The organism is Halorhabdus sp. BNX81 (assembly GCF_029229925.1).
Classification (GTDB): domain Archaea; phylum Halobacteriota; class Halobacteria; order Halobacteriales; family Haloarculaceae; genus Halorhabdus.
Genome location: NZ_CP107254.1, coordinates 2,491,514 through 2,513,578, shown reverse-complemented (window position 1 = coordinate 2,513,578; position 22,065 = coordinate 2,491,514). Strand labels below are relative to the sequence as shown.

The following is a 22,065-nucleotide window of genomic DNA, read 5'->3' as shown; positions in this document are numbered from 1 at the left end:
GTCAACGGGAAAGCAAGGAGGACCGGCGCTGTCAGAGGCACCGAATCCTTGGTGGGCCGGTGTTCACCGGGAACCTCGCAATAGCACGTACCGGGCGGTAGTACTTATTACCCGATCCAGACCTTCCGGGATGGCAGGTCGGGAAAAGAGTTAAATACCGTTCAGGCAAGCAACTGCGGGCCGAACAACATCAACATGAGGCTTCCGAACATCACGAGTCCGACCGAGACAGTCACGGTGCGGACAGCCCAGCGCTTGTTGATCGGCGTTCGAGACACGATTGCTTCCGTTCCCGTCCGGAGCAAGTGGCCGCCGTCCAGCGGAAACAGCGGGATCAGGTTGAACACGGCGAGATTGAGGTTGATCCAGGCAGTCCAGAACAGCAGGTTCGCCGCGACGAACACCCCGCCGCCGAGGCCGCCGAGCGGCCCCTGGATGGTATAGAAGTCAGCGATCGGCCCGAGGAAGCCGGCGAAGTTGAACGCGATGTTGGGGTTGACCACGCTCGCGAAGGGTAGCGTCACGATCCAGAGGATCTGCTGGGCGAGCGAACTGTCCAGGCCGACGTCGCCGCCGAGGATGCCGAGGTAGGTCTCGGCGGGGTACGATTGGATGCCGAAGTCGTTGACGACGAGGCCGCTGATCCCGGGCTGAATGCCGACGACGCCGAGAAACCCGGTGTCGTCACGTGGGTTCTCCCCGAGCGTGACGGTGTACGTTCGGCGTTCGCCGTCAACGTACGCGACGAGGTCGACCTCGTCGCCGGGTGCAGTCCCGTCGAGCGCATCGGTGAGTTGACTCTGCCCGACGATCCGCTCCCCATCGAAGTGAGTGATGACGACTGATTCGCCCGCCGGGCCGCCGTCCTCGGCGAAGGGGCCGTCCTCGGCGACGCGGCTGACGTACGCGCCGATCGGCCCGGTCGTCCGGTTTCCGTCGGCCGTTTCGAGTGTCGCAACCGACCGGTTCTCGATGGTCTCGACCAGCCCGCTGACGGTGTGGACACTCGTCCCGTTGACGCTCGTGATCGTGTCGCCCTCATCGACGGCAAGCGGCCCCTCGAGGAGGGCCACGGTGACGAACACCGACCGCTGAATGTATTTGGTCTCGCCGCCGTGGAGGGACACCGCGACCGTCCGGCTCTCGGTGTTCCCGAGTGCGTCGGTCAGCGTCGACTGGTTGGTCACTTCGGTCCCATTGATCCCCGTGATCACGTCACCCTCCCCGAGGGACGCGTCGGCGGCCGGCGATCCCGGGAGTGCGCCGCCGACGGCGACGCCCCCGACGGCCTGGATCGAGCCCGCGACCGGGCCAAAGAGCAGGAGAAAGGCGAGCGCCGTGACGACGAAGTTGTTGGTCACCCCGGCTGCGAACATTCGGGTCTGGGCGCCGCGGTCGGCTTCGGCCCGACTCTCCTCGTCGGGTTCGACGAACGCGCCCAGCGGGATGATCGTCAGGAGGGCAACGCCCATCGAGTCGATGTCGATGTTTTCGACCCGACAGAGCAAGCCGTGGCCCCCTTCGTGAACCACCATGCCGACGAGCAACCCGAAGATGATCTCCGGCGCGGCCGCGGGCGGGAGGAAGTCGTTGAGGCCCGGGATGACCAGGGCGTTTTTCGGCTCCTGGATCGGGTTCGCACCCGGTTGCTGGAGGCTCATGAATCCCGAAAACAGGACTGTCAGGAACATCCCGACCAGGACGAACAGCGCGAATCCGACCCCCACGTTTGCGAAAGCTCGCCAGAACCGCTTGGGACCGGCGAGCCAGTCGAGAAACGCCCGGCCACGCTTGGTATGGATCGTGGTGATCGGCCCCGAGACGTGGAGAAAGGATGGCAGAAAGCCGCGACGCTGCAAGGCCATCGCTCCCAGGGAGTACGCAAGAACGCCCGCGAGGACCAGCGTGAGCGTATCGACCATTACGTGTGGGGATGCCCTCTCCCGCAAAGAGGATTGCGTTACGAATTCACATTCCACAGCCCGGCGGCGACGACACGAACCTGACCCGTGTGACGATACGTCTAACCGACCGTTATCGGTCGCGTCGCAGCCGATCCACGACGAACGCCTGGTCGAGTTTCGCCAGGAACGGCCCGAGCTTGGGTCCTTCCTCGAGCCCGAACAGCAATCGATAGCCAGCCGCGAAAAACTCACTCACTTCGAGGTCGTATTCGTCGGCGAGTTCGTAGATCTTTGCCTGGATCGCCTCGCCGTCGTTGCCGGCTGCGACGAACTCCGCGAGGTCGTCGAGGGCGGCCCCCGTTCCGGTGTCGAAGTCCACGTCGGGCAACTCCTCGCGCTTGAGATCGTAGTTGAACGCGTTGTCGGTCCGGCGCGCCCACGCGCGAGCGCGATCGACGCGTTCGAGTGCCTCCTCGACCGCCCATTCCGGGGCGTCGTCGGGGATATGCCCCTCGCGACGGGCGATCTCCTCGCGGAGATCGGGATCGTCGGTCATCCCGAGCACCGCTGCGAACGTGTAGGGGATGCGAATCCGCTCCTCGCGCGGCTCGTCGACGGCAATCGGATACACCCGCTCGGCTCGTTCTCGTTCCGCCTCGTCGGCGTCCTGCTTGCCGAAGTAGACGGCTTCGAGCCGGTCGAATTCGTCGACGAGCTGGTCGAGGTGGGCGATCGAAAAGTCCCGCTGCTTGCGCGGGTCCTTGGTGAAGAAATACCGGAGGACGGCCGGCTCGACCAGCTCGAGCACCTCGGCGGCGGTGACGATATTGCCCGACGACGAGGACAGCGCCTCGCCGTCGAGGGTAAACCACTCGTAGACCATCGGCACCGGCGGCTCGACGGTGAGGACGTTCCGGGCGATGTCGACACCGGAGGGCCAGGAGCCTTCGGCGTGGTCCTTCCCGAAGGGCTCGAAGTCGACACCGAGGACGTCCCACTGGGCCGGCCACTCGAAGCGCCAGGGGAGTTTGCCTTCGCGCAGGCTCACCTCGCCGTCGTGGCCACAGCCCTCGATGGTCTCCTCGCCGACCGTCACGTCACAGCACTCGTAGGCGACCGTCCCGGCCGCGGGGTCGACGTCGGTGACTCCGTCGGTCAGGATGCCACAGGACGAACATTCGACCTGGAAGGGGACGTAGTCGTCGTCGACGCTCGCCTGGTAGTCACTGAGAACGTCGCGCGCGCGATTTCGGTTTTCCAGCACGTGACGCGTCAGGTTTTCGAAGTCGCCTTCGGCGTACAGTTCGGTGTTCGAGACGACCTCGATCGGGACATCGAGCAACTCCGCGCTCCGGGCCAGCAGGGTCGTAAAGTGTGCGCCGTAGGAGTCACAGCATCCGAAGGGATCGGGAACCGACGTGTAGGGCTTGCCCAGGTTCCGGCCGAGCGCCCCGGCGTCAACTTCGCCGAGTCCGACGACGTTCCACTCTAGGTCGGCGAGTCGCCGGGGGATCTTCCGCAGGCGGTCCTTGTCGTCGCTGGTGAACACCTGTCGGACCTCGTGACCGCGCTCGCGCAATACCTCGGCGACGACGTACCCCCGGACGATCTCGTTGAGGTGCCCGATGTGTGGGACACCTGACGGCGAGACGCCACCCTTGATGACGATCGGCTCATCCGGATCGCGCGCTTCGATCGCGTCGGCGACGGCGTCGGCCCAGAACGTCGCCGTGCCGTCCTCGATCGTGGCGTAGGGGTTCTGTTCGGTCATCGTCCTTCGCCCTCCGAACCCACGATGTTTCCGATGTATGTCATCGTATACGCCTCACGCTTCTCCGTTCGGAACGATCTCGGTCCCGTCGTGGGCGTCGTCTTCGACCGCCTCGCGAACTCGCTGGGGATCGCTGCCGTCGAGGACGATCGCCCGGATACCCGATCGCTCGATGAGTTTCGCCGCCAGGAGGTCGACCGGCGCGTTGGACCCGGCATTCATCTCGATATCGGCGATCACGTCGACGAGTTCACCCACGGAAAGCGTCTCGAACTTGGTGGCCTCAGCATCCACGTCGGGGTCGGCGTCGAAGACGCCGGGGACGCTCGTGGCGTACACTAGCAGGTCGGCGTTGACGTATTCGGCGAAGGCGGCGCTGACGGCGTCGGTCGTCTGCCCGGCGACGGTTCCGCCCAGGACCGGGATGTCGCCGCGCCGGAGTGCTTCCCGTCCGTCCTCGTAGGTTTCGGCCGGTTCGGGCGCGGCGCGCTCGCCGAGTGCTGCGATCAGGAGTCGGGCGTTCAATCGCGTCACGGCGATCCCCATGTGGTCGAGTTCCATCTCGTTGGCGTCGAGTGCCCGGGCGGCCTCGATGTACTCCCGGGCGACGGTTCCACCGCCGGTGACGACGCTGACTTCGTGTCCTGCGGCGTCCAACGCTGCGAGTGCGTCGGCGTAACCGGCCACGCGGTCAGCATCGAGATCGGGCGCGAGCACGCTTCCACCGATAGAGACGACGACGTTCATTGAATCGGCGTAACCCCGATTCACTCTTAAGGGTTATCAAGCGCGTCCCGCCCCTCTCGTCGCGCGACGCTCTCTGGACATGGTTCTCGGCGGCAACCCGGGCGTTTTCGACGCCCTGGGGACCGCATACGGGCGAGATAAAATCAATATTTCATATATGAAAGAAAGTCTAAGAAAAGTCTATAAAATATATCGACTGTTCTAAAAAGGTCCTAAAACGTAGCCGTCACCCCCACAAACGACTGAAACGTCCCGAAGCAACCCGAATGTTCTCCCCTTTATATGTAGCTGTAGTCGATACACAAAATCGAGGTAATTCACATGAGCGCACAAGCAACGCCCTCCCCGGAACGCGAGGAGTCGACTGCCAGCAAGGAACAGCGGCTACGCGCGTTCTTGAAGCGTAAAGCCGACGACGGCGAGATGTACTTCAAGAGCAAGTTCATCGCCGACGAGGTTGACCTCTCGCCCAAGGAGATCGGCGCGATCATGGTCAAACTCAGCGAATCGGCTCCGGACCTCCACGTCGAGAAGTGGTCGTATACGAGTGCGACCACCTGGCGCGTCGAAGCGGCCTGACTCACTGCTCTGCCCTGCCCCCGGCCCCGCTGGTTCCCCGCACGGGCGTCGGTGTTTTACGTCACCAACTCTTCAGAGCCACGTAGATGTCATCCGAGGAGCCGTCGCGTAGCCCTCCCAGTGTTGGGGCGTTGACGTCGGTGTTTCACGTCTACCGGGTCGAACGTGACGACGACGAGATTAGATACATCGGCGAGCCGCTGATCCCGGCGGGAGACCTCTCGAAGGAGGTCGCGCCGCTGTTCGCCCAGCGGGGATACGACGTCTCGGTGACGCGGCGTCACGGCGACGGTAGCCCCGCGCCGTATGCCCTGGTCGCCGAGCCGGAGTCTCCCGGTATCGACGGCATCCCGTGGGGCAATCTCGTCATGTTCGTCCTCACGGTCGCAACGACGCTGTATGCGGGGACGATGTGGTATTACATCGATATCGCGGGTGACCCGCTCAACTTGCTCCGGGCCTGGCCCTTTACTGCCGCCGTGCTTGGCGTCCTTGCGACCCACGAACTCGGCCACTACGTAATGAGTCGCTACCACGGTGTCGACGCGAGTCTCCCTTACTTCATCCCGGTCCCGCCGCCGATCGGGACGATGGGGGCGGTCATTCGGATGCGCGGGCAGATCCCGTCCCGGAAAGCCCTCTTCGATATCGGCGTCGCCGGCCCGCTGGCCGGCCTCGCCGCGACGATGGCCGTGACGGTGATCGGTCTCCATCTCGATCCGATCGCGGTCCCCGAGCAGGCCATCCAGGCGGCCGAGGGGGGCGCTTCGATCCGGTTCAACGATCCGCTGTTGCTCACGTTGCTGGCCGATCTCGTCGGCCAGCCGACCGGGTACGGCGAGGGGCTGGCTGTCAACCCGGTCGTCTTCGGCGGCTGGGTCGGCATGTTCGTGACCTTCCTCAACCTGATCCCCGTCGGTCAACTCGACGGCGGGCACATCCTTCGGGCAACGCTTGGACCGCGCCAGGAGACGGTCGCCGCGGCGGTTCCCGGGGTTCTGTTCGCGATGGCCGGCGGGTTGTACTTCCTGACGGAGTACACCCAGTCGACCATTCTCTGGGGGATCTGGGGCGTGCTCGCGCTGGTCATGGTTCGGGCCGGCTCGGCGACGCCGCTCCGCGAGGACTCCCTCGGAGTCGGGCGGCTGGCGATCGCGGCACTCACGTTCGCACTCGGGGCGCTGTGTTTCATGCCGATCCCGATCGAGATCGTGCTGGCGTGAGCTCCCGACCACGCGGGATGCCGGCGGCTGACGCGAACGCGATACGCTTTTCGGGCAGTGCCCAGTAGCTGGGACCACTACCCGTGGTCTCTCTCCCCGAACCGATCGCGTCGTTCATCCGATGGCTCCCCAGCGAGTTCTCGACAGCGAGCGTCCTCAAACGCGAACTCAAAGCCCGGCTCGTCCGGCCGTTCGTCCGCCAGGACTACGAGACGATCTCCTATGCCGACCGCGACTGGGACACGCTCGTTGTCCTCGATGCCTGTCGGTACGACGTCTTCGAAGCGAACAACCCGTTCTCCGTGCCGGCCGAGCGGGTCAACTCCAACGCGAGTCACACCAGCGATTTCCTCTCGAAGAACTTCGCCGGCGATCATCCCGACACCGTCTACGTGACTGCGAGCCCGCAGGTGGCCAATCACGGCGGTGACTTCGCCCACGTCGAACACGTCTGGCGAGACGGCTGGGACGAGGAAACCGACACGGTCCTGCCCGAGACGATGACCGACCGCGCACTCGATGTCGCCCAGACGTACCCGGAAAAGCGGCTTATCGTCCACTACATGCAACCTCATTACCCCTTCATCGGTGAGGCGGGGGCGGATCTCGCCGCGCAGGGCTCCTTTCTCGACGGCCGCGAGGATCGGGCCTATCCCTCGGCCTGGGAGCGTCTCGACGCCGGTGTGGCCGACGAGGACCAGGTCTGGGACGCCTACGAGGAGAACCTCCAGCGTGCACTCCCTGCCGTGGAGCGACTCGTCGAGGCACTCGACGGCAAGACCGTCGTCACCAGCGACCACGGCAACCTCTTCGGCGAGCGCGTCTCGCCGTTGCCGATCGATATCTACGGCCATCCGCCCGGGATCGCCGACGAGGAACTCACCGCCGTCCCCTGGGTCGAACTCCCCTTCGAGGTGCGACGGGAGATTCACGGCGGAGAGACGCGATCGGCCACTACCGACGACGGCGACGTCGAGGAGCGCTTGGAGTCGCTGGGCTACGTTTGAGCGGCGTCCGTTCGCCCCGCTCAGCCCGATTCGCCGTGCGTGTATCCTTGATCGGGAAGGGGCTCGCCGTCGAGTGCTACCGCTCCGTCGTCGGTCACCTGGCCGATCGCCGTGAGTTCCGTCGGTGACGCCTCGCGAGCGGCGTCGAGTTTTTCCTCCGGGATCGTACACACGAGCTCGAAATCCTCGCCGAAGGAGACGGCTAGCTCCTGGCGTTCCTCCGGATCGGTAATCTCGACGAGTGCGTCGTCGATCGGCAGCGGCGACTCGACGGCGAAGCCCACGTCGCTGGCCTCGGCGAGTTGGTGGAGCGAGCGGGCGAGTCCGTCGCTGGAATCCATCATCGCGCTCGCGTACGGGGCGAGCGCGCGTCCGGCGGCGACCCGCGGCTCGAACCGGAACAGGTCGTTGGCCCGGTCGTGCTCGCCCGCGTCGAAGAAGCCGAGCGCGGCCGCACTTCGGCCGAGCGTTCCAGTCACACAGACGATATCGCCGGGGGACGCACCCGAGCGCAATACGGGATCGTCGGCTCGCCCGACCGCTGCGGTCGCCGCCGTGAACTCGTCGTGTTCGTCCAGGTCGCCACCGACGTAGGCACCGTCGACTGCCGCACAGACGTCCCGCGCCCCGTCGACGAACGCCGTGATCGCCTCGCCCTCGAACGTCGGTGCCCCGTAGACCGCGACCGCCGCCGTCGCCTCGCCGCCCATCGCGGCGACGTCCGATAGTGACGCGCCGACGGCCCGCCAGCCGGCGGTGTAACGGGTCGTCCCGGTAGGGAAGTCCGTCGACTCGTGGAGCATGTCGATCGTGACGACGAGTCCGTCGACGACTGCCGCGTCGTCGCCCGCGGGATCCAGATGCTCGGCAATCAGCCCCAGTGCGCTCCGCTCGTCCATGGCCGGGATTCGGTCCCGTTCGTAATACGCCCGGCGATCGATCAGTCCGGAGCGTCGTCGGCCTGGCCCGGTCGAGACAGTCACCCGGTTCCGGTGGGTTCAAATCGCCCCCACTCGTGAGTCGCGGCCATGAACGGCGATCGGAAGACGACGCTGGCCGGGTTCGCCGGTGCGCTCGCCGTACTCGGATTGCTGTTCTGGGCGGTCGGTATCGACGCGTTGGTGAGCCATCTTTCGCGCGCCCGCCTCCCGCTGGTCCTCGCCGTCGTGACGATGACCTTCGTCTGGCTGTCCTGTTGGGGGATGTCGCTGCACACGGTCCTCGGTGCGCTCGGATCACCGGTTCCCGCCCGGACTGCGATCCCGGTGTTCTCCTCGGCCGTCTTCTCGAACGCCATCACGCCCTTTGGACAGGCTGGCGGCGAACCCGTCGCTGCGTTGCTCGTCTCGGAGGCCGCCGATAGCGACTACGAGACCGGCCTGGCTGCGATCGCGAGCGTCGATACGCTCCACTTCGTGCCTTCGATCGGGCTGGCGACGATCGGACTCGGCGCGTTCGCCGTCGAGTCAGCCAACCTGGATCAGAATCTCTACTTCGCGGCGGCCGCGGTCGGGTTGCTCGCGGCAACGTTCCTCGGGGCGACGCTGCTCGGATGGCGATACCGCTACGAGATCGAGCGTGTGGTCGTTGCCCTGTTGACGCCGGTGATTCGCCGCGTCGGCGACGTGCTCCCGCGGATCGAACCCCCGGAACGCAACGCTGTCGAGGATAGCATCGAGGGATTTTTCACCGCGATCGATCGGGTCGCCGGGAGTCGCCGGACGCTCGCGCTCGCCTCGCTGTACTCGACAGCGGGGTGGCTGTCGCTGTCGACGGCGCTGTGGCTGTCGATGGCGTCGCTCGGCCACGTCGTCCCGTTCGTCGCGATGCTGGTCGTCGTCCCGGTCGCCTCCATCGCGGCAATCACACCACTGCCCGGCGGACTCGGTGGGATCGAGGCTGCCTTTATCGCGCTGGTCGTCTCGACGACGGGGCTCTCCGCGTCGGTTGCCGGCGCGGGCGTCGTCATCTACCGACTTTCGACCTACTGGCTCACCATGCTCGTCGGGGGCAGTACGGCAGCCATTCTGGGAGAACGCTATCGATCTTCGTAACGACTGGGTTGCACCCTTGGCGTGTGAACGCGGCCCAGACGACCTTCCGGACAACGATGCGCTTAAATGACGCCACGGGGAAGGATACGTCAATGACGACGCTCTACGACGTCCCGGCCGAGGATCTCATCGAGGCCGTGGCCGAGGAACTTGCCGAGGACAGTGCGATCGAAGCGCCCGAATGGCTCACTTTCACCACCACCGGCACCGGTCGCGAACTGGCACCCGAGCAGGAGGACTTCTGGGAGACCCGCGCCGCGAGCCTCCTCCGGAAGGTCGCCGTCGACAGCCCGGTCGGCGTCGGTACGCTCGCGACCGCCTACGGCGGAACCAAGCAGGGAACCAACCGCTATCAGGTTCGTCCGAAACACCAGGTTGACGGGAGTCGCAACATCGTCCGGACGGCGCTCCAGCAACTCGAAGACGCCGGCTACGTCTCGACCGCCGAGGGCGAGGGCCGACGCATCACCGCCGAGGGACAGGCTCTGCTCGACGAGACGGCCGAAGCGGTCATCGAGGATCTCGACCGACCGGAACTCGAACGCTACGCCTAGCACTCGCCGTTTCCGCCCGGCGACCGCGACATCGGTCGCGGAGTAGCGAAATCGTTTTCCCCCGGAATCGACAACCTATCTACAACCATGAGTGGCGAGCCATCCGACGACGAACTCGAACAGCTTCGCGAGGAGAAAATGGAGCAGCTTCGCGACCAGGCCCAACAGGAGGGTGGTGGAAACCCCCGTGAAGCGGCCCAACAGCGCGCCGATGCCCAGAAGAAGGCCGTCCTGCGCCAGCACCTGACTGACGACGCCCGCAAGCGGCTCAACACGCTGAAGATGTCCAAGCCGCAGGTCGCCGAGCAGGTCGAGAGTCAACTCGTCGCGATCGCCCAGAGCGGCCGTATCCAGGGCAAGATCGACGACGAAAAGATGGAAGAGCTCCTCCGGGAGCTGACGCCTGACTCCAAGAGTTTCGACATCAAACGCCGGTAATGGAACTCGCGCTCTCGTTCAGCGGGGGCAAGGACTCCGCGCTCGCGGCGTTGCTCGCTGACCCCTTCTTCGACGTCACGCTCGTGGCGGCCACGTTCGGCGTGACCGACGCCGCCGAGAACGCCCGCGAGGCAGCCGAGTCCCTTGGTTTCGCCCACGAGACCGTCGAACTCGACCGCGCCGTCGCCGAGGACGCAATCGAGCGGATGGTCGACGATGGCTATCCACGCAACGGCATCCAGCAGGTCCACGAAGCGACCCTCGAAGCCGTGGCCGAGGTCGGGTTCGATGCTGTGGGAGACGGGACCCGGCGGGACGACCGTGCGCCGACGGTGTCGCGATCAGTTGCGCAGAGTCTCGAAGACCGTCACGGCGTCCAGTACGTCGCGCCACTCGCCGGCTACGGTCGAGAGACGATCGACGATCTGGCTGGTGAGTTGCTCCGGATCGAGACGGGGCCGAGTGAACAACTGGCGAAGGGCGACTACGAGCACGAGCTCAGAGCCGTGCTGGCGGATGAGTACGGCGAGGACGCAATTGGCGAAATTTTCCCCGAGCACGTCCAGTCGGTCGTGCGTGGACGGCGGGAGTGAGTCTCCAGCCAGTCGTATCCTCTTGAACTCTATTGCTTACCGGTTGCACGCTCGTGCCTGATGCAGGCAGCTGTAATGACATGGATGGCGCGTCATAACATCTATTGCGGTGGGGGTAGAAATGAGAGTAGGATGGCCGCAAACAACGACAAAGTCCAGTTCCGGGGGGAGACCGAGAAGGCGGCCTCGAAAGTCGTCGATCAGATCCGTCTCGGCGGCATCAACGTCAGTGAACTGGCCCGAGAAGGCCTCAAGGAGAAGCTCCGAGAAACGCTGTCGGACGAAGAAAAGATCGAAATCCACCGCCGATACGAGCAGGGCGAAATCTCCGAGGAGGTGGCGGAGGTGCTGATCGGGGACGGCATCGCGGAGATCGAGCGGGAGGCGGCCGCCTTCGAGGACGCGATGGAACTCGACACGAGTGGCGTCTATCAGGAATAGGGATGGCGGGAGACGAACAACGCCATCCAGTCATTGCTGACACAGATGCGCTGATCGCCGTCGCGAACACAGATCTCTGGGAAGCCATCGTTGATACTCTCCAGATTACGACGACGAATGTCTGTTATCAAGAGCTGTCTCGTCATATTTCAGAAACCTCGGCGCACGCCCCCGAAGGAACAAGGGAGTGGCGGCTGCATTATGGAAGCAAGATTGCCCGGGAACCGTTCGACGACAACACAAATGAGTCATTCACAGTCGTCACGTGCGTTCCGCGCCCACACGGCGAAGATGCCGGGGAAACGTCACTGCAGACCGAAATCGAACAACATCTGGACGAATATCGCTTCGCGATCCTGATGGACAAACACGGACGACGATCCATCAATCGAGTATTCGATGACGCCGATACAGAGACAGGAAGAGCAGTTGCCCCGACGTTTCTTCTCTACCTTCTGTTAGAGCAGGAAGCGTGTACAGAAGAAGCGTTCTGTAACGCATGCGGTGATATACTCCAGGGGGAAGGCTGGACAGGGTATCAAGCGATCACGGCAGCATGGGAAGCGATCCCGGTCGATTGCTCGAAGTATCTTCCGGACGAGTTCCTTCCATGAGACCAATCGACCATCGCGACCGCTTCTGGACGATTGCCGACGCCGAGCACGCCGCCGCATCCGCCGGTCTTCTCGGAGCTGCCACGGCCGACGCCATCGACGGCGGTTTTTCCGACGATACCATCGAGACGTGGATGGAGACTGCCGTCGATCCGATCGAGAACCGATCCAACCACGGCGACAGACAGGACTGACTTGGTCGCCTACGGAATAGAGTATCCGTCGGTGTTCCCGACGCGACCGGAAGGAAGGGTTCAAACGCCCGCTGGCCGAACGCGGTGGTATGTACGACGGTATCAAAGGGTTTCGCGACTTCTATCCCGCGGAGATGGCGGCCCACCGGGAGGTCATCGACACGGTCGAGGACACCGCCGCCCGGTACGGGTTCCGCGAGATCGCGACGCCCGCTATCGAGGAGACGCGGATGTACGTCGAGAAGAGCGGCGAGGAGATCACCGAGGACCTCTACAGCTTCGAGGACCAGGGCGGCCGCGACGTGGCGCTGACGCCCGAACTCACGCCCACCGTCGCCCGGATGGTCGTCGAGAAACAACAGGCCCTCTCGAAACCGATCAAGTGGTACTCGACGCGGCCGTTCTGGCGCTACGAGGAACCCCAGCAGGGCCGTTTCCGGGAGTTCTACCAGACCAACGTCGACATCTTCGGCAGCGAGGAACCCGAGGCCGACGCCGAAATTCTGGCCTTCGCCGCCGACGCGCTGACGAACCTCGGGCTGGACGCCGACGATTTCGACTTCCGTGTCTCCCACCGTGACATTCTGGGCGGTCTCCTGGAGGCCTTCGACGCCGACGTGGATCAGCGGGCCGCGATCCGGGCCGTCGACAAGAGCGCGAAGATCGAGGAAGCGGAGTACTACGATCTCCTGACGGAGTCCGGGCTCTCCTATGATCAGGCCGAACAGTTCGACGCCCTGCTGGCGACCGACGACCTCGACGAGTTGACCGACTTCGCGGGCACAGATCGCGTCGCCGACGCCGTCGAGAATCTCGAAGCCGTCCTCGCGGCCGCCGAGGACTTCGGCGTCCGACAGTACACGACGATCTCCCTGGAGACGGCTCGCGGACTCGATTACTACACGGGCGTCGTCTTCGAGTGTTTCGACTCCGTGGGCGAGGTCTCGCGGGCGGTCTTCGGCGGCGGCCGCTACGACGACCTCATCGAGAGCTTCGGCGGCCAGCCCACCCCGGCGGTCGGCGTCGCGCCGGGCGTGATGAACTCGACGCTGCCACTTCTCCTCCAGCGCGCCGGCGTCTGGCCGGAAGAAGAACTCTCGACGGACTACTACGTCCTGCAGGTTGGCGAGACCCGCTCGGTCGCGTCGCGGATCGCTCGCGAGCTCCGGGAACGCGGCCACGTCGTCGAGACCGACGTCTCCGATCGATCCTTCGGCGGACAACTCGACTACGCCGACTCGATCAACGCCGAGACGGCGATCATCGTCGGCGAGCGCGATCTCGAAAACGACGAGATCACGATCAAGGACATGGCCTCGGGCGACCAGGTTCAGGTGCCGGTCGCGGACTTCCCCGGCGACCACGACCGGCCCACGTACGACGATCTCGTCTGAGCTGCTGTCGTCTACTGAGGTCCGTTCGCTGACGAACACTTCTTTGGGTGTCGATACCATAGATCGCGTCGATGGCGGTCGAACTCCGTCCGGCGACGGCGCTGGTCGTCCTGGGAGCCGTGCTCCTGGCCGGATCGTTGGGCTCGTTCGTCGTGACCGAAGCCGTCGGCGAGTCCGCTGTCGAACCGACGTATCTCTCGCTCGAAGACACTGATCGACAGCTATGGTCGTATACGAGCACGGGCTACTCTTTCGATCGGGCAACGCTCGCGCTGAACGCACTCGTCTACGGCGATCCGTCGGCCGTCCGCGGGCAGTTCCTCGGGCGGGACATGGCTGACTGGAACGTCACGGACGAACCGACGGAGCCGATCGCCGCGGATCCGACCGCTGCCGAGGCGACAGATCCGGCGGTCCAGTGGGATCTCACGACCGGCTCGAACCGGTACGTCTACCTGGCCGATGCGGGCGGTGACGGGACGGCCGGCGAGTGGCTCACCGTCGACTACCAGGTCCACGACGGCACCTACCTCGGGAGCCGTCACCACATCCGGGCGTACACGTCCCCCGACGGCGACGGCGAGTGGACGGCGATGCAGGCCCACCACGAACACTGGGACTGGTTCATGGGCAGACACGTCGTCACGAGCGTCGAGAAGTCACAGTCCCATCTCGAACGCGAACTCGTCGCCGGGTCGAGTGCGCCCGAGATCCGGCGGATACCCGTTGGAGGGGACCAGTCTGACTTCGATCGCTGGTTGACGATCGTCGACCTCCGTGACCTCGGCGTGAGCGTCGCGTCCGTGCTGCCAGTCGTTCTCCTCGGCGCGTTCACCGCCCGGCTCTCGGGCGTTGCTTCGAGTGTTCGCGAGCGGGTTCCCACACAGGATAGCCGGACGCTCCTTCTTGCTGCCGGCATCGTGGTGGTGACACTTTCGGTCCGAGTGCTCGGTATCCAACTCGAGCGCGCACTCGACGTTACGCCGAAGACGATCGCCTTTGGGCTCTATCCCGTTCTCTTCGTCGGCCTTCCGACCGTGACGTACCTGCTTGCCCGACAGCTCGATCGCCCGCGGGCCTTTGCCGGCGCGTCGCTCGGGTTCGTGGCCGCAGTCCTCCTCGATTACTCGTATCTGGGGGTTTCACACCTCTCGCTGACGATGCTCGTCTACCGCGGTGCGCTGGCGGTCGCGCTCGGGCTGATCGCCGCCGGGAGTTCACGCGACGAACGCCGCGATCCCGAGCAGGTGAGTCACGTCCGTCTCGGCGTTTTACTGTGGCTCGTGGCGACGCTGCTGCCACTGTTGCGTCACACGCCACTGCCGGTCTGATCAATCGGGGCTCCGATACGGTCGCTCCCACGCCGGGGTGAGTTTCGCGTAGACGGCGATGCCGACGAACAGCACGAGGTAATGTGCCCACTGGGGGAGCGTCAGCCAGCGAAAGGCGGCCGCCGAGGCGATGATCCACGATAGCAACACGGCCGCGTCGACGAACAACTGATCGCGGTTGTGCCCCAGATACGCGAGCAGTCGACGCGATCGCGACTCGATTCTCGGTCGGTCGGTGTCAGCCACTGGCACCCAATACGTACTGCCGGCCCAAAATCCTTCACCTCGATTCGGGCGTCGACTCCGCGTCTACCGCTGTACCGTTGGGGGACTCCCAGGCCTCGTCTTCGATCGTCTCGACCGCCTCGGCGAGCGTCCGCTCGCGACGATCGAGATGGACGTAGCCCATGCCGGTCCGGGCGGCGAACTCGCGGTCGCTGTCGCGGTCGCCGACGTAGACGTACTCGCCCTCGCCCAGCGCGTCGGCGACCGGCTCGAACATCGCCGGATCGGGCTTGAGTCGATCGAGTGCTTTCCGTGATTGCCCGCGACCGACAGCCACGTCGAACGCCTCGTCGTAGCCCGTGGTTTCGAGGAACGCCTCGACGACTTCCTGGGGGGAGTTACTCACGCAGAACAGCGTTTCGTCGGTCACGCGCTCGATGGCGTCGAGGTCCTCGAAGGGCATGAGTTCGCCGGACTGGATGGCTGTGATCTTCGCCTCGGTGTAGTTGCGGGTTCGTGCCGCCCACAGGCGGTCCGGTTCGACATCGAACTCGGTAGCGACGGCTTCGAGGTCAGCCAGCGCGTCGGGGTAGAGTTTTCGCCGGTTGGACTCGGTCTGTTCGATGTCGAGTTCGGCCAACGCGGCGTCGAGTCCGCGGTCGAGCCACGCGAGATCGGCCGCCGAGTCCAGGAGGACGCCGTCGAGGTCGAAGCCGACGTTCATCGCTCGGTGATCCGTGCGTCAAAGCGAAATATCCCCCGGAATCCGTGCGTTGCAGGCCGAAATGTTAGTCAGAAATTATTTCAACGGGCACGATCTTTGGGGGAGATGAAACAGCTGATGGTCCCCACTCGACGGCAATATCTACAGACGATCGCAGGGCTCGGAGTGACCGAAATCGGTTCGACCACCGCCTCCGATGGGACAGCGGACACTACTGGGGAGGACTGGGGGCAGCTCGGATACGACAACGGGAACACGGGCCACGCTCGCGGGCATACAGGACCGACCGAACGCGCCGGCGTGGCTTGGCGGGCCGATATCGAGGGGCACTACTACGAGTCGGCCCCGGCGGTCGTCGACGGGACGGTCTACGTCGGCAGCGCCGATGGACAGATGTACGCCCTCGATGCTGCGGACGGCTCCCAGGAATGGACATTCCAGACCGAACTGAACATCTATTCCTCGCCCACAGTCGCGGATGGGGTCGTCTATTTCGGAAGTACTGACGGGAACGTCTACGCTGTCGACGCGACGGACGGCACCGAAGTCTGGACGTTTGAAACCCCATATAGTGTCCGCTGTTCGCCAGTCCTCGCCGATGGGACGCTCTTTATCGGCAGCAAGTACCGGCTGCTGTACGCTATCGACGCCGCCAGCGGGGTCGAGCAGTGGACGTACGGAACGGGAACGAGAGCAGGACCGTCCGGGTCACCGGCCGTCCGCAACGGGACTGTCTACGTCGCCAGCGATTATCGCCTCTATGCGATCAATACCGAAGACGGCACACGCCGATGGGAGTTCGAACCCGAGGGCGGAATCCGTGCGTCGTCGCCGGCAGTCGCCGACGGGGTCGTCTATATCGGTGGCGACAGGGGGGCCGTCTATGCGATCGACGCTGACGATGGCACGGAGCAGTGGACGTTCCAGACGGGCGAGGAGCGAACCTACCGGACGGGCAGATGGATCTGGTCGTCGCCGGCCGTCGCGGACGGGACGGTGTACGTCGGTTCGGGGGACAAACACGTCTACGCGATCGATGCGAGCAAGGTTCACGAGGAGTGGTCCTACCGGACGGGGAGAACTGTCAATACGGCACCGGCCGTCGCGGACGACACTGTCTACGTCGGGAACGTCGAGTCGACGCTGTATGCCCTTGACGGGACTGACGGGACGGAACGCTGGACTGTCGGGTCGATTGATATCCACTACTCCTCGCCGGTCGTTGCCGATGGCAGCGTCTACATCGGAAGCCCCGATGGACACGTCTACGCGCTCGATGAGGATTCTGGTGGTGGTTTCGACGTCTCGATCCCCGTCGTGGGGGGACTGGCACTGTTCGCCGGCGTCGGCGGGTACGGCGTCCATCGGATGGTTTCAGCGAACAGCGGACGATCCGATTCGACGAACGACCCTTGAGATGCCGGCGACGCCCACGGGAGGGAAGACGGTGTCGAAACCTCGAAGGGTCCGCTCCGTCGAACTCGACCCGTGACCGACGTTTCGCGACGGGCGTTCCGGATCGCCTACGACGGCCGCCCGTTCCACGGCTTCCAGCGCCAGCCCGACGTGGCGACCGTCTCGGACGCGATCCTCGACGCGCTCGCCGATCTCGAAGTCTTCGATACGTCCGCAAACGATGTTCCGCCGGGATACGCCGCTGCCGGACGGACTGACGCCGGCGTCTCCGCGCTCGCCCAGACCGTCGCCTTCGACTGCCCGGAGTGGCTCTCGCCGGCGGCGCTCAACAGCGAACTCCCGGCCGACGTCCGTGCCTGGGCGAGCGCCGAGGCTCCCGCCGAGTTTCACGCAACCCACGACGCCGTCGCCCGCGAGTACACCTATCACCTCCACGCGCCGGACGCCTCGCTGTCGCGGGCGAAAGAGGCACTCGACGCCCTCACCGGCGAACACGACTTTCACAACTTCACGCCCGACGACACGGGGACCGTCCGGGATCTCTCCGGGGATCTACGGCGAGAAGGGGACTTCCTGGTCGTCACGCTCCGCGCTGACGGGTTCCCCCGACAGTTCGTCCGACGGGCCGTCACCGTCATCGACGCCGTCGCCAGCGGGGCGGCCGGGACCGACCGGATCGAGCGGCTGCTCGGGGACGACCCGGTTGAGGGGCCCGCGGGCGTCGCGCCGGCTGCGCCCGAAGCGCTCGTCCTGACCGCTGTCGAGTACCCGGGTCTCTCCTTCGAACGCGACGAGTCAGCACTCGCGAGTGCGCGTGCAATCTTCGAGACAAAAGCGATCGACCACCGGACGAACGCCCGGGTCGCGTCGACGATCGCCGACGGGATCGATCAGTGACTGAAACGCAGCGCCGCGTTACTCCATCGCGTCGGCGGTGACCAGCGTGTCGTCCTCGAGGTAGTGCTCGATGTGGTGGGCGTCCTCCTCGACGGTGACGATGTTCTCGCGGATGATCTCCGCCGTGGTCGGGTCGCCGAGGTTGTCGAACAGCTCGACGTGCTCCCGGAGGGTCTCGATGATGTCGCCGTACATCTCCAGATCGTTTTCGAGAGAGGTCCGGATGTCGTAGACGTTCTCGTCTTCCGGTTCGACGGGGGACTCGGCCTCCAGCGTCGCGCCGCTGGCGTGGGGCACCCCACCCAGTGCCTGGACACGCTCGGCGAGTTCGTCGGCGAAGGCCTCGGCGTTCTCGGCCGCGTCGCCAAGGAACAGATGGAGGTCACGGAACTCCGCGCCCTCGACGTTCCAGTGGTGCTTGCGAAGCTGGTGATAGAGGACGTACGTCGCTGCCAGGTCCGTGTTCAGTGCGTCGACGATCTCCTCGGCGCGATCCGCGTCCATTCGCAGTCCGTCGGATCCTTCGACCTCGCCTGCCGTCTTGAGTACGTGCTCGCTCTGGCTCATACACGACAACGTACTGGTGGGAACTACTTAAAGGTTCCCGAACACGCAATCATATTTTGTCGATTTGGATCTATCTCTTTCCGTAATGGATAATTTATTTGGCAAGGCGGTGGTTTCGTTTGGGCCAGTTGGTCGTTCGTGGAGGTCGGATGCCGTTTGATCGACTGGACGGACGACTACGGACGGGAAGAACTCGGTGCGAACGAAACTGGGGAGCGATCGATGTGTGAGCGAAGGGGACGCCACCGATGAGGAGGCGCTAGCTACCGGTTTTCCTTGTACGCGCTGACGAGGTCCTGCATCGACGCCTGGGCGTCGCCAAACAGCATACTCGTGTTGTCCTTCGCGAACAGGGGGTTCGGAATGCCAGCGAAGCCGGAACTCAGGCTGCGCTTGTTGACCACGACGGTCCCGGCGTCCCAGACTTCCAGCACGGGCATGCCCGCGATCGGGCTGTTCTCGTCTTCGTTGGCCGAGGGGTTGACCACGTCGTTGGCCCCGGTGACGATCACCAGGTCGGTCTGGGAGAATTTCGGGTTGATCTCTTCGAGTTCCCGCATCTTGTCGTAGGGCACGTCAGCTTCTGCCAGCAACGCGTTCATGTGCCCCGGCATCCGGCCCGCGACGGGGTGGATGCCGAACTCGACGTCGACGCCGTCCTCCTCTAAGAGTTCCGCGAGTTCCGCGACGGCGTGTTGTGCCTGGGCGACGGCCATCCCGTAGCCCGGGACGACGACGACCCGTTCGGCGACTTCGAGCAGCATTTCGACCTCTTCGGGCGAGGTCTCGGTGATGTTGCCTTCGTAGATGTCTTCGACATCTTCGTCGTCGCCGCCCATGGTCCCGAAGAGGACGTCCAGTAGCGGGCGGTTCATCGACTCACACATGATGAACGTGAGGATGAGCCCGGCCGCGCCGACCAGGGTCCCCGCGACGATCAGCGCCGTGTTGTCCAGCACGAACCCGGTGGTCGCCGCCGCGAGCCCGGACATCGAGTTCAACAGGGCGATCACGACCGGCATGTCCGCGCCGCCGATCGGGTACACCAAGACGATGCCGAACACCGACGCCGCGGCTACCAGCACCCAGTAGGAGGGGAGCCACGTTGTCAACGGATCGCCCCCAAGGATTCCGGTCTGGACCACCAGGAACCCGCCGGCGACGACGGCCCCGAGCAGGAAGAGTCCCTGGAGTGCCTGGCCGGCCGTCCCGCTGAGAGGCGGGTCGCCGACCATGCCGTGGAGCTTTCCGGCGGCGATAAGGCTGCCGAACAGCGTCGCCGACCCGATGATGCCGGCGATTGCCGCCGAGACCGTCAGATCGGCCGAGAGGGATGCAGTTGTCGCGGGATCGACGGTGTCGACCAGTTCGGCCCCGGCGACCACTGCCGAGGCCCCGCCGCCGAACCCGTTGAACAGCCCGACCAGCTGTGGCATCTCCGTGGTCTCGACGCTGACGGCGAGCCAGACGCCGATCGACCCGCCGATCAGGAGCGCTGCGGCCAGCAACAGCGGCGAGACGATCTCGAAGTAAAGCACCGTCGCGAGGACGGCCAGGAACATCCCGCCCGAGGAGAGCTGATTCCCACGGGCCGCCGTCCGCGGGTGGGTCATGTCCCGCAGCCCCTGGATGAACAGGATCGCTGCGGCCAGATACGCGAGTTCGATCGCCGCCGGCGGGAGACTCCCGAGAACACCGTCGGCCATCTCAGCGACCACCCTGGTTGAACTCCGCGAGCATGAAGTGACTCACGAGATAGCCGCCGACGACGTTGATCGTCGCCATCACGACCGCCAGAAAGCCAAGGACGGTCGCCAGCGTGGTCTCGCCCGAGCCGGCGACCAGCACTGAGCCCAGCAGCGTGATCCCCGAAATGGCGTTCGAGCCTGACATCAGCGGCGTGTGGAGGTTCGTCGGGATCTGGGTGATGATCTCATAGCCCAGGAAGGCCGCGAGCACGAACAGCGTAAGGTTGGTGACGAGACTCATGGCTCTGCCCTCCTTGTGTGGGCTGTCCCGCCGCGGGGTGACTTACGCATCGTTCCCTCCATCGGTCGTTTGGTTCTGTCTGTCTCCATTCGTGTCGTCACCGTGCTCGTCGTCCGCGTCGGTGGCCTCCTCCCCGCCGTCACTCGAATCGCCCCCGTCGGACTCGCTATCGTCCTCGTGGGGGGCTCTGACCGTTCCGTCGTGGGTGAGCAGCGTCGCGTCGACGATCTCGTCGTCGATGTCGATCGTCAACTCGCCCTCCTCGACCAGAAGCTCGAAGAGATTCCGGAGATTGTTGGCGTACAGCTCACTCGCCGTCCGGGGCAGCGTCGAGGGCAGGTTCGTCGGCCCAAAGACCGTGACCCCTTCGTACTCGACTCGTTCGTCGGGTTGGGTGACGTCGCAGTTGCCCCCGCCGTCGGCGGCCAGGTCGACGATGACGGAGCCGTGATCCATTGCGGCGACGGCGTCTTCAGTGACGAGCCGGGGGGCCGGTCCACCCGGGATCGCCGCCGTCGTGATGACGACATCGGCCTCGGCGACGACCTCGGCGAGTTGGGCGCGCTGTTTCCGGTAGAACTCTTCGTCCATCTCCTGGGCGTGACCTTCCTCGTCGGCGGCGTCGTCGGCGTGGACATCGAGTTCGACGAAGTCCGCCCCGACGCTTTCGATCTCCTCGGCGGCTTCGGGCCGGATGTCGTAGGCCCGGACCGACGCCCCGAGTCGGTCAGCAGTGGTGATCGCCTGGAGGCCGGCGACGCCCGCGCCGATCACGAAGACGTCGGCGGGCTGGACGGTTCCCGCCGCGGTCATCTGCATCGGCACGAGCTTGTCGAGTTCGCTCGCGGCCTGCACCATCGCTTTGTAGCCCGCGAGGTTGGCCATCGACGACAGCGCGTCCATGCTCTGGGCGCGGCTGATCCGCGGGATGAGTTCGAGCGCGAACGTGCTAACCTGCCGTTCGGCCAGTGCCTCCAGAACGTCGTCATCGACGTCGTAGGGCCCGAGTAACCCGATGACGGTTTGTCCCTCGCGATAGACGGTGGCGTCCCCGTCCTCGATTGCGCCCAACGCTTCCACCTCGAAGATGACGTCAGCGCGATCGAACACCGCCGCCCGGTCGTCGAGGACGTCACAGCCTGCCTCGCGATAGGCGTCGTCGTCGAACCCGGCGGTCTCGCCGGCCCCGGCTTCGAGGAGTACTTCGTGACCATCCTCGAGGAGGTCCTCGGCGACCCCGGGGACCACTGCGACACGGGTTTCATCGCCGGACGCTGTCGGTACGCCCACGATCATGGCTGGGTGGACGATCTCCGCTGTAGTCGATCTCCCGGTACGACCCCGTTCGTGTGTGTCGGCCGATATATAGCGTGATGGCGTCCCATAGCGTAGTCGGTACTGGA

The 22,065-nt window shown here is 64.9% G+C and carries 24 protein-coding genes; 14 read left to right on the top strand and 10 right to left on the bottom strand.

The window, feature by feature from the left end:
- Positions 1–161: 161 nt before the first annotated feature.
- The 3 genes from HBNXHr_RS12710 to pyrH all read right to left on the bottom strand — a co-directional run bounded on the left by HBNXHr_RS12710 (position 162) and on the right by pyrH (position 4,422).
- Positions 162–1,922 (bottom strand): site-2 protease family protein, encoded by a 1,761-nt coding sequence (locus tag HBNXHr_RS12710; protein WP_275882415.1) that lies wholly within the window; start codon positions 1,920–1,922, stop codon positions 162–164.
- 112 nt (positions 1,923–2,034) lie between these two features.
- On the bottom strand, positions 2,035–3,675 hold the full coding sequence (gene lysS / locus HBNXHr_RS12705) for a lysine--tRNA ligase (RefSeq protein ID WP_275882414.1): 1,641 nt from the start codon (positions 3,673–3,675) through the stop codon (positions 2,035–2,037).
- A 54-nt stretch (positions 3,676–3,729) separates the two neighbouring features.
- Positions 3,730–4,422, bottom strand: coding sequence for a UMP kinase (gene pyrH / locus HBNXHr_RS12700; protein ID WP_275882413.1), 693 nt, complete (start codon positions 4,420–4,422; stop codon positions 3,730–3,732).
- 321 nt (positions 4,423–4,743) lie between these two features.
- On the opposite strand from pyrH, the gene HBNXHr_RS12695 reads away from it, so the two are divergent.
- From HBNXHr_RS12695 to HBNXHr_RS12685, 3 genes are all read left to right on the top strand, one after another.
- On the top strand, positions 4,744–5,001 hold the full coding sequence (locus HBNXHr_RS12695; RefSeq protein ID WP_275737732.1) for a hypothetical protein: 258 nt from the start codon (positions 4,744–4,746) through the stop codon (positions 4,999–5,001).
- Positions 5,002–5,087: 86 nt separating this feature from the next.
- A complete protein-coding gene (locus tag HBNXHr_RS12690) occupies positions 5,088–6,224 on the top strand; it encodes a site-2 protease family protein (protein WP_275882412.1) in 1,137 nt (378 codons plus the stop codon).
- A gap of 83 nt (positions 6,225–6,307) precedes the next feature.
- Positions 6,308–7,231: a hypothetical protein gene (locus tag HBNXHr_RS12685; protein WP_275882411.1), complete on the top strand. Its 924-nt coding sequence runs from the start codon at positions 6,308–6,310 to the stop codon at positions 7,229–7,231.
- Positions 7,232–7,251: 20 nt separating this feature from the next.
- Here HBNXHr_RS12685 and thiL read toward each other — a convergent pair whose 3' ends face one another.
- Positions 7,252–8,130, bottom strand: coding sequence for a thiamine-phosphate kinase (thiL, locus tag HBNXHr_RS12680; RefSeq protein ID WP_275882410.1), 879 nt, complete (start codon positions 8,128–8,130; stop codon positions 7,252–7,254).
- A gap of 129 nt (positions 8,131–8,259) precedes the next feature.
- Between thiL and HBNXHr_RS12675 the strand changes: the two genes are divergently transcribed.
- From HBNXHr_RS12675 to HBNXHr_RS12635, 9 genes are all read left to right on the top strand, one after another.
- Positions 8,260–9,285 carry a lysylphosphatidylglycerol synthase transmembrane domain-containing protein gene (locus HBNXHr_RS12675; protein WP_275737739.1) on the top strand — a complete coding sequence of 342 codons (1,026 nt, stop codon included), beginning with the start codon at positions 8,260–8,262 and terminating at the stop codon, positions 9,283–9,285.
- Positions 9,286–9,377: 92 nt separating this feature from the next.
- Positions 9,378–9,839: a 30S ribosomal protein S19e gene (locus HBNXHr_RS12670; RefSeq protein ID WP_275737741.1), complete on the top strand. Its 462-nt coding sequence runs from the start codon at positions 9,378–9,380 to the stop codon at positions 9,837–9,839.
- Between the two features lie 87 nt (positions 9,840–9,926).
- Complete coding sequence (locus HBNXHr_RS12665) at positions 9,927–10,277, top strand: DNA-binding protein (RefSeq protein ID WP_275882409.1); 351 nt, start codon at positions 9,927–9,929, stop codon at positions 10,275–10,277.
- The gene (locus tag HBNXHr_RS12660) at positions 10,277–10,870 is read left to right on the top strand and encodes an asparagine synthase-related protein (RefSeq protein ID WP_275882408.1); all 594 of its coding nucleotides are present in this window, start codon (positions 10,277–10,279) and stop codon (positions 10,868–10,870) included. Before HBNXHr_RS12665 ends, HBNXHr_RS12660 begins: the two co-directional genes overlap by 1 nt.
- A gap of 132 nt (positions 10,871–11,002) precedes the next feature.
- The gene (locus tag HBNXHr_RS12655) at positions 11,003–11,311 is read left to right on the top strand and encodes a hypothetical protein (protein WP_275882407.1); all 309 of its coding nucleotides are present in this window, start codon (positions 11,003–11,005) and stop codon (positions 11,309–11,311) included.
- A gap of 2 nt (positions 11,312–11,313) precedes the next feature.
- The gene (locus HBNXHr_RS12650; protein ID WP_275882406.1) at positions 11,314–11,925 is read left to right on the top strand and encodes a hypothetical protein; all 612 of its coding nucleotides are present in this window, start codon (positions 11,314–11,316) and stop codon (positions 11,923–11,925) included.
- Positions 11,922–12,119 (top strand): hypothetical protein, encoded by a 198-nt coding sequence (locus tag HBNXHr_RS12645; protein ID WP_275882405.1) that lies wholly within the window; start codon positions 11,922–11,924, stop codon positions 12,117–12,119. Before HBNXHr_RS12650 ends, HBNXHr_RS12645 begins: the two co-directional genes overlap by 4 nt.
- A gap of 89 nt (positions 12,120–12,208) precedes the next feature.
- Positions 12,209–13,513 (top strand): histidine--tRNA ligase, encoded by a 1,305-nt coding sequence (gene hisS / locus HBNXHr_RS12640; protein WP_275882404.1) that lies wholly within the window; start codon positions 12,209–12,211, stop codon positions 13,511–13,513.
- Positions 13,514–13,584: 71 nt separating this feature from the next.
- On the top strand, positions 13,585–14,844 hold the full coding sequence (locus HBNXHr_RS12635; protein ID WP_275882403.1) for a hypothetical protein: 1,260 nt from the start codon (positions 13,585–13,587) through the stop codon (positions 14,842–14,844).
- On the opposite strand, the gene HBNXHr_RS12630 is transcribed toward HBNXHr_RS12635, so the two are convergent.
- Both HBNXHr_RS12630 and HBNXHr_RS12625 read right to left on the bottom strand, forming a co-directional pair.
- The gene (locus HBNXHr_RS12630) at positions 14,845–15,090 is read right to left on the bottom strand and encodes a hypothetical protein (RefSeq protein ID WP_275882402.1); all 246 of its coding nucleotides are present in this window, start codon (positions 15,088–15,090) and stop codon (positions 14,845–14,847) included.
- 34 nt (positions 15,091–15,124) lie between these two features.
- On the bottom strand, positions 15,125–15,793 hold the full coding sequence (locus tag HBNXHr_RS12625) for an HAD family hydrolase (protein ID WP_275882401.1): 669 nt from the start codon (positions 15,791–15,793) through the stop codon (positions 15,125–15,127).
- Between the two features lie 105 nt (positions 15,794–15,898).
- Between HBNXHr_RS12625 and HBNXHr_RS12620 the strand changes: the two genes are divergently transcribed.
- Both HBNXHr_RS12620 and truA read left to right on the top strand, forming a co-directional pair.
- Complete coding sequence (locus HBNXHr_RS12620) at positions 15,899–17,209, top strand: PQQ-binding-like beta-propeller repeat protein (protein ID WP_275882400.1); 1,311 nt, start codon at positions 15,899–15,901, stop codon at positions 17,207–17,209.
- 72 nt (positions 17,210–17,281) lie between these two features.
- Positions 17,282–18,106, top strand: coding sequence for a tRNA pseudouridine(38-40) synthase TruA (gene truA, locus HBNXHr_RS12615; protein ID WP_275882399.1), 825 nt, complete (start codon positions 17,282–17,284; stop codon positions 18,104–18,106).
- 18 nt (positions 18,107–18,124) lie between these two features.
- Here the strand turns inward: truA and dpsA are convergent, their stop codons facing one another.
- From dpsA to HBNXHr_RS12595, 4 genes are all read right to left on the bottom strand, one after another.
- Positions 18,125–18,673, bottom strand: a complete 549-nt coding sequence (gene dpsA / locus HBNXHr_RS12610; protein WP_275882398.1) for a DNA starvation/stationary phase protection protein DpsA — start codon at positions 18,671–18,673, stop codon at positions 18,125–18,127.
- 263 nt (positions 18,674–18,936) lie between these two features.
- Complete coding sequence (locus HBNXHr_RS12605) at positions 18,937–20,379, bottom strand: NAD(P)(+) transhydrogenase (Re/Si-specific) subunit beta (protein ID WP_275737767.1); 1,443 nt, start codon at positions 20,377–20,379, stop codon at positions 18,937–18,939.
- 1 nt (position 20,380) lies between these two features.
- Entirely contained in the window at positions 20,381–20,662 is a 282-nt protein-coding gene (locus HBNXHr_RS12600; protein ID WP_275737769.1) for an NAD(P) transhydrogenase subunit alpha, read from the bottom strand.
- Between the two features lie 42 nt (positions 20,663–20,704).
- Positions 20,705–21,958, bottom strand: a complete 1,254-nt coding sequence (locus tag HBNXHr_RS12595) for a Re/Si-specific NAD(P)(+) transhydrogenase subunit alpha (protein ID WP_275882397.1) — start codon at positions 21,956–21,958, stop codon at positions 20,705–20,707.
- Between the last annotated feature and the right edge of the window lie 107 nt (positions 21,959–22,065).

What these genes read in the sequence shown, in the direction of transcription:
- HBNXHr_RS12710 (WP_275882415.1), bottom strand. Translation starts at nt 1,922, where the DNA reads ATGGTCGATACGCTCACGCTGGTCCTCGCGGGCGTTCTTGCGTACTCC.
- lysS (WP_275882414.1), bottom strand. Translation starts at nt 3,675, where the DNA reads ATGACCGAACAGAACCCCTACGCCACGATCGAGGACGGCACGGCGACG.
- pyrH (WP_275882413.1), bottom strand. Translation starts at nt 4,422, where the DNA reads ATGAACGTCGTCGTCTCTATCGGTGGAAGCGTGCTCGCGCCCGATCTC.
- HBNXHr_RS12695 (WP_275737732.1), top strand. Translation starts at nt 4,744, where the DNA reads ATGAGCGCACAAGCAACGCCCTCCCCGGAACGCGAGGAGTCGACTGCC.
- HBNXHr_RS12690 (WP_275882412.1), top strand. Translation starts at nt 5,088, where the DNA reads ATGTCATCCGAGGAGCCGTCGCGTAGCCCTCCCAGTGTTGGGGCGTTG.
- thiL (WP_275882410.1), bottom strand. Translation starts at nt 8,130, where the DNA reads ATGGACGAGCGGAGCGCACTGGGGCTGATTGCCGAGCATCTGGATCCC.
- HBNXHr_RS12675 (WP_275737739.1), top strand. Translation starts at nt 8,260, where the DNA reads ATGAACGGCGATCGGAAGACGACGCTGGCCGGGTTCGCCGGTGCGCTC.
- HBNXHr_RS12670 (WP_275737741.1), top strand. Translation starts at nt 9,378, where the DNA reads ATGACGACGCTCTACGACGTCCCGGCCGAGGATCTCATCGAGGCCGTG.
- HBNXHr_RS12665 (WP_275882409.1), top strand. Translation starts at nt 9,927, where the DNA reads ATGAGTGGCGAGCCATCCGACGACGAACTCGAACAGCTTCGCGAGGAG.
- HBNXHr_RS12660 (WP_275882408.1), top strand. Translation starts at nt 10,277, where the DNA reads ATGGAACTCGCGCTCTCGTTCAGCGGGGGCAAGGACTCCGCGCTCGCG.
- HBNXHr_RS12655 (WP_275882407.1), top strand. Translation starts at nt 11,003, where the DNA reads ATGGCCGCAAACAACGACAAAGTCCAGTTCCGGGGGGAGACCGAGAAG.
- HBNXHr_RS12650 (WP_275882406.1), top strand. Translation starts at nt 11,314, where the DNA reads ATGGCGGGAGACGAACAACGCCATCCAGTCATTGCTGACACAGATGCG.
- HBNXHr_RS12645 (WP_275882405.1), top strand. Translation starts at nt 11,922, where the DNA reads ATGAGACCAATCGACCATCGCGACCGCTTCTGGACGATTGCCGACGCC.
- hisS (WP_275882404.1), top strand. Translation starts at nt 12,209, where the DNA reads ATGTACGACGGTATCAAAGGGTTTCGCGACTTCTATCCCGCGGAGATG.
- HBNXHr_RS12635 (WP_275882403.1), top strand. Translation starts at nt 13,585, where the DNA reads ATGGCGGTCGAACTCCGTCCGGCGACGGCGCTGGTCGTCCTGGGAGCC.
- HBNXHr_RS12625 (WP_275882401.1), bottom strand. Translation starts at nt 15,793, where the DNA reads ATGAACGTCGGCTTCGACCTCGACGGCGTCCTCCTGGACTCGGCGGCC.
- HBNXHr_RS12620 (WP_275882400.1), top strand. Translation starts at nt 15,899, where the DNA reads ATGAAACAGCTGATGGTCCCCACTCGACGGCAATATCTACAGACGATC.
- dpsA (WP_275882398.1), bottom strand. Translation starts at nt 18,673, where the DNA reads ATGAGCCAGAGCGAGCACGTACTCAAGACGGCAGGCGAGGTCGAAGGA.
- HBNXHr_RS12605 (WP_275737767.1), bottom strand. Translation starts at nt 20,379, where the DNA reads ATGGCCGACGGTGTTCTCGGGAGTCTCCCGCCGGCGGCGATCGAACTC.
- HBNXHr_RS12600 (WP_275737769.1), bottom strand. Translation starts at nt 20,662, where the DNA reads ATGAGTCTCGTCACCAACCTTACGCTGTTCGTGCTCGCGGCCTTCCTG.
- HBNXHr_RS12595 (WP_275882397.1), bottom strand. Translation starts at nt 21,958, where the DNA reads ATGATCGTGGGCGTACCGACAGCGTCCGGCGATGAAACCCGTGTCGCA.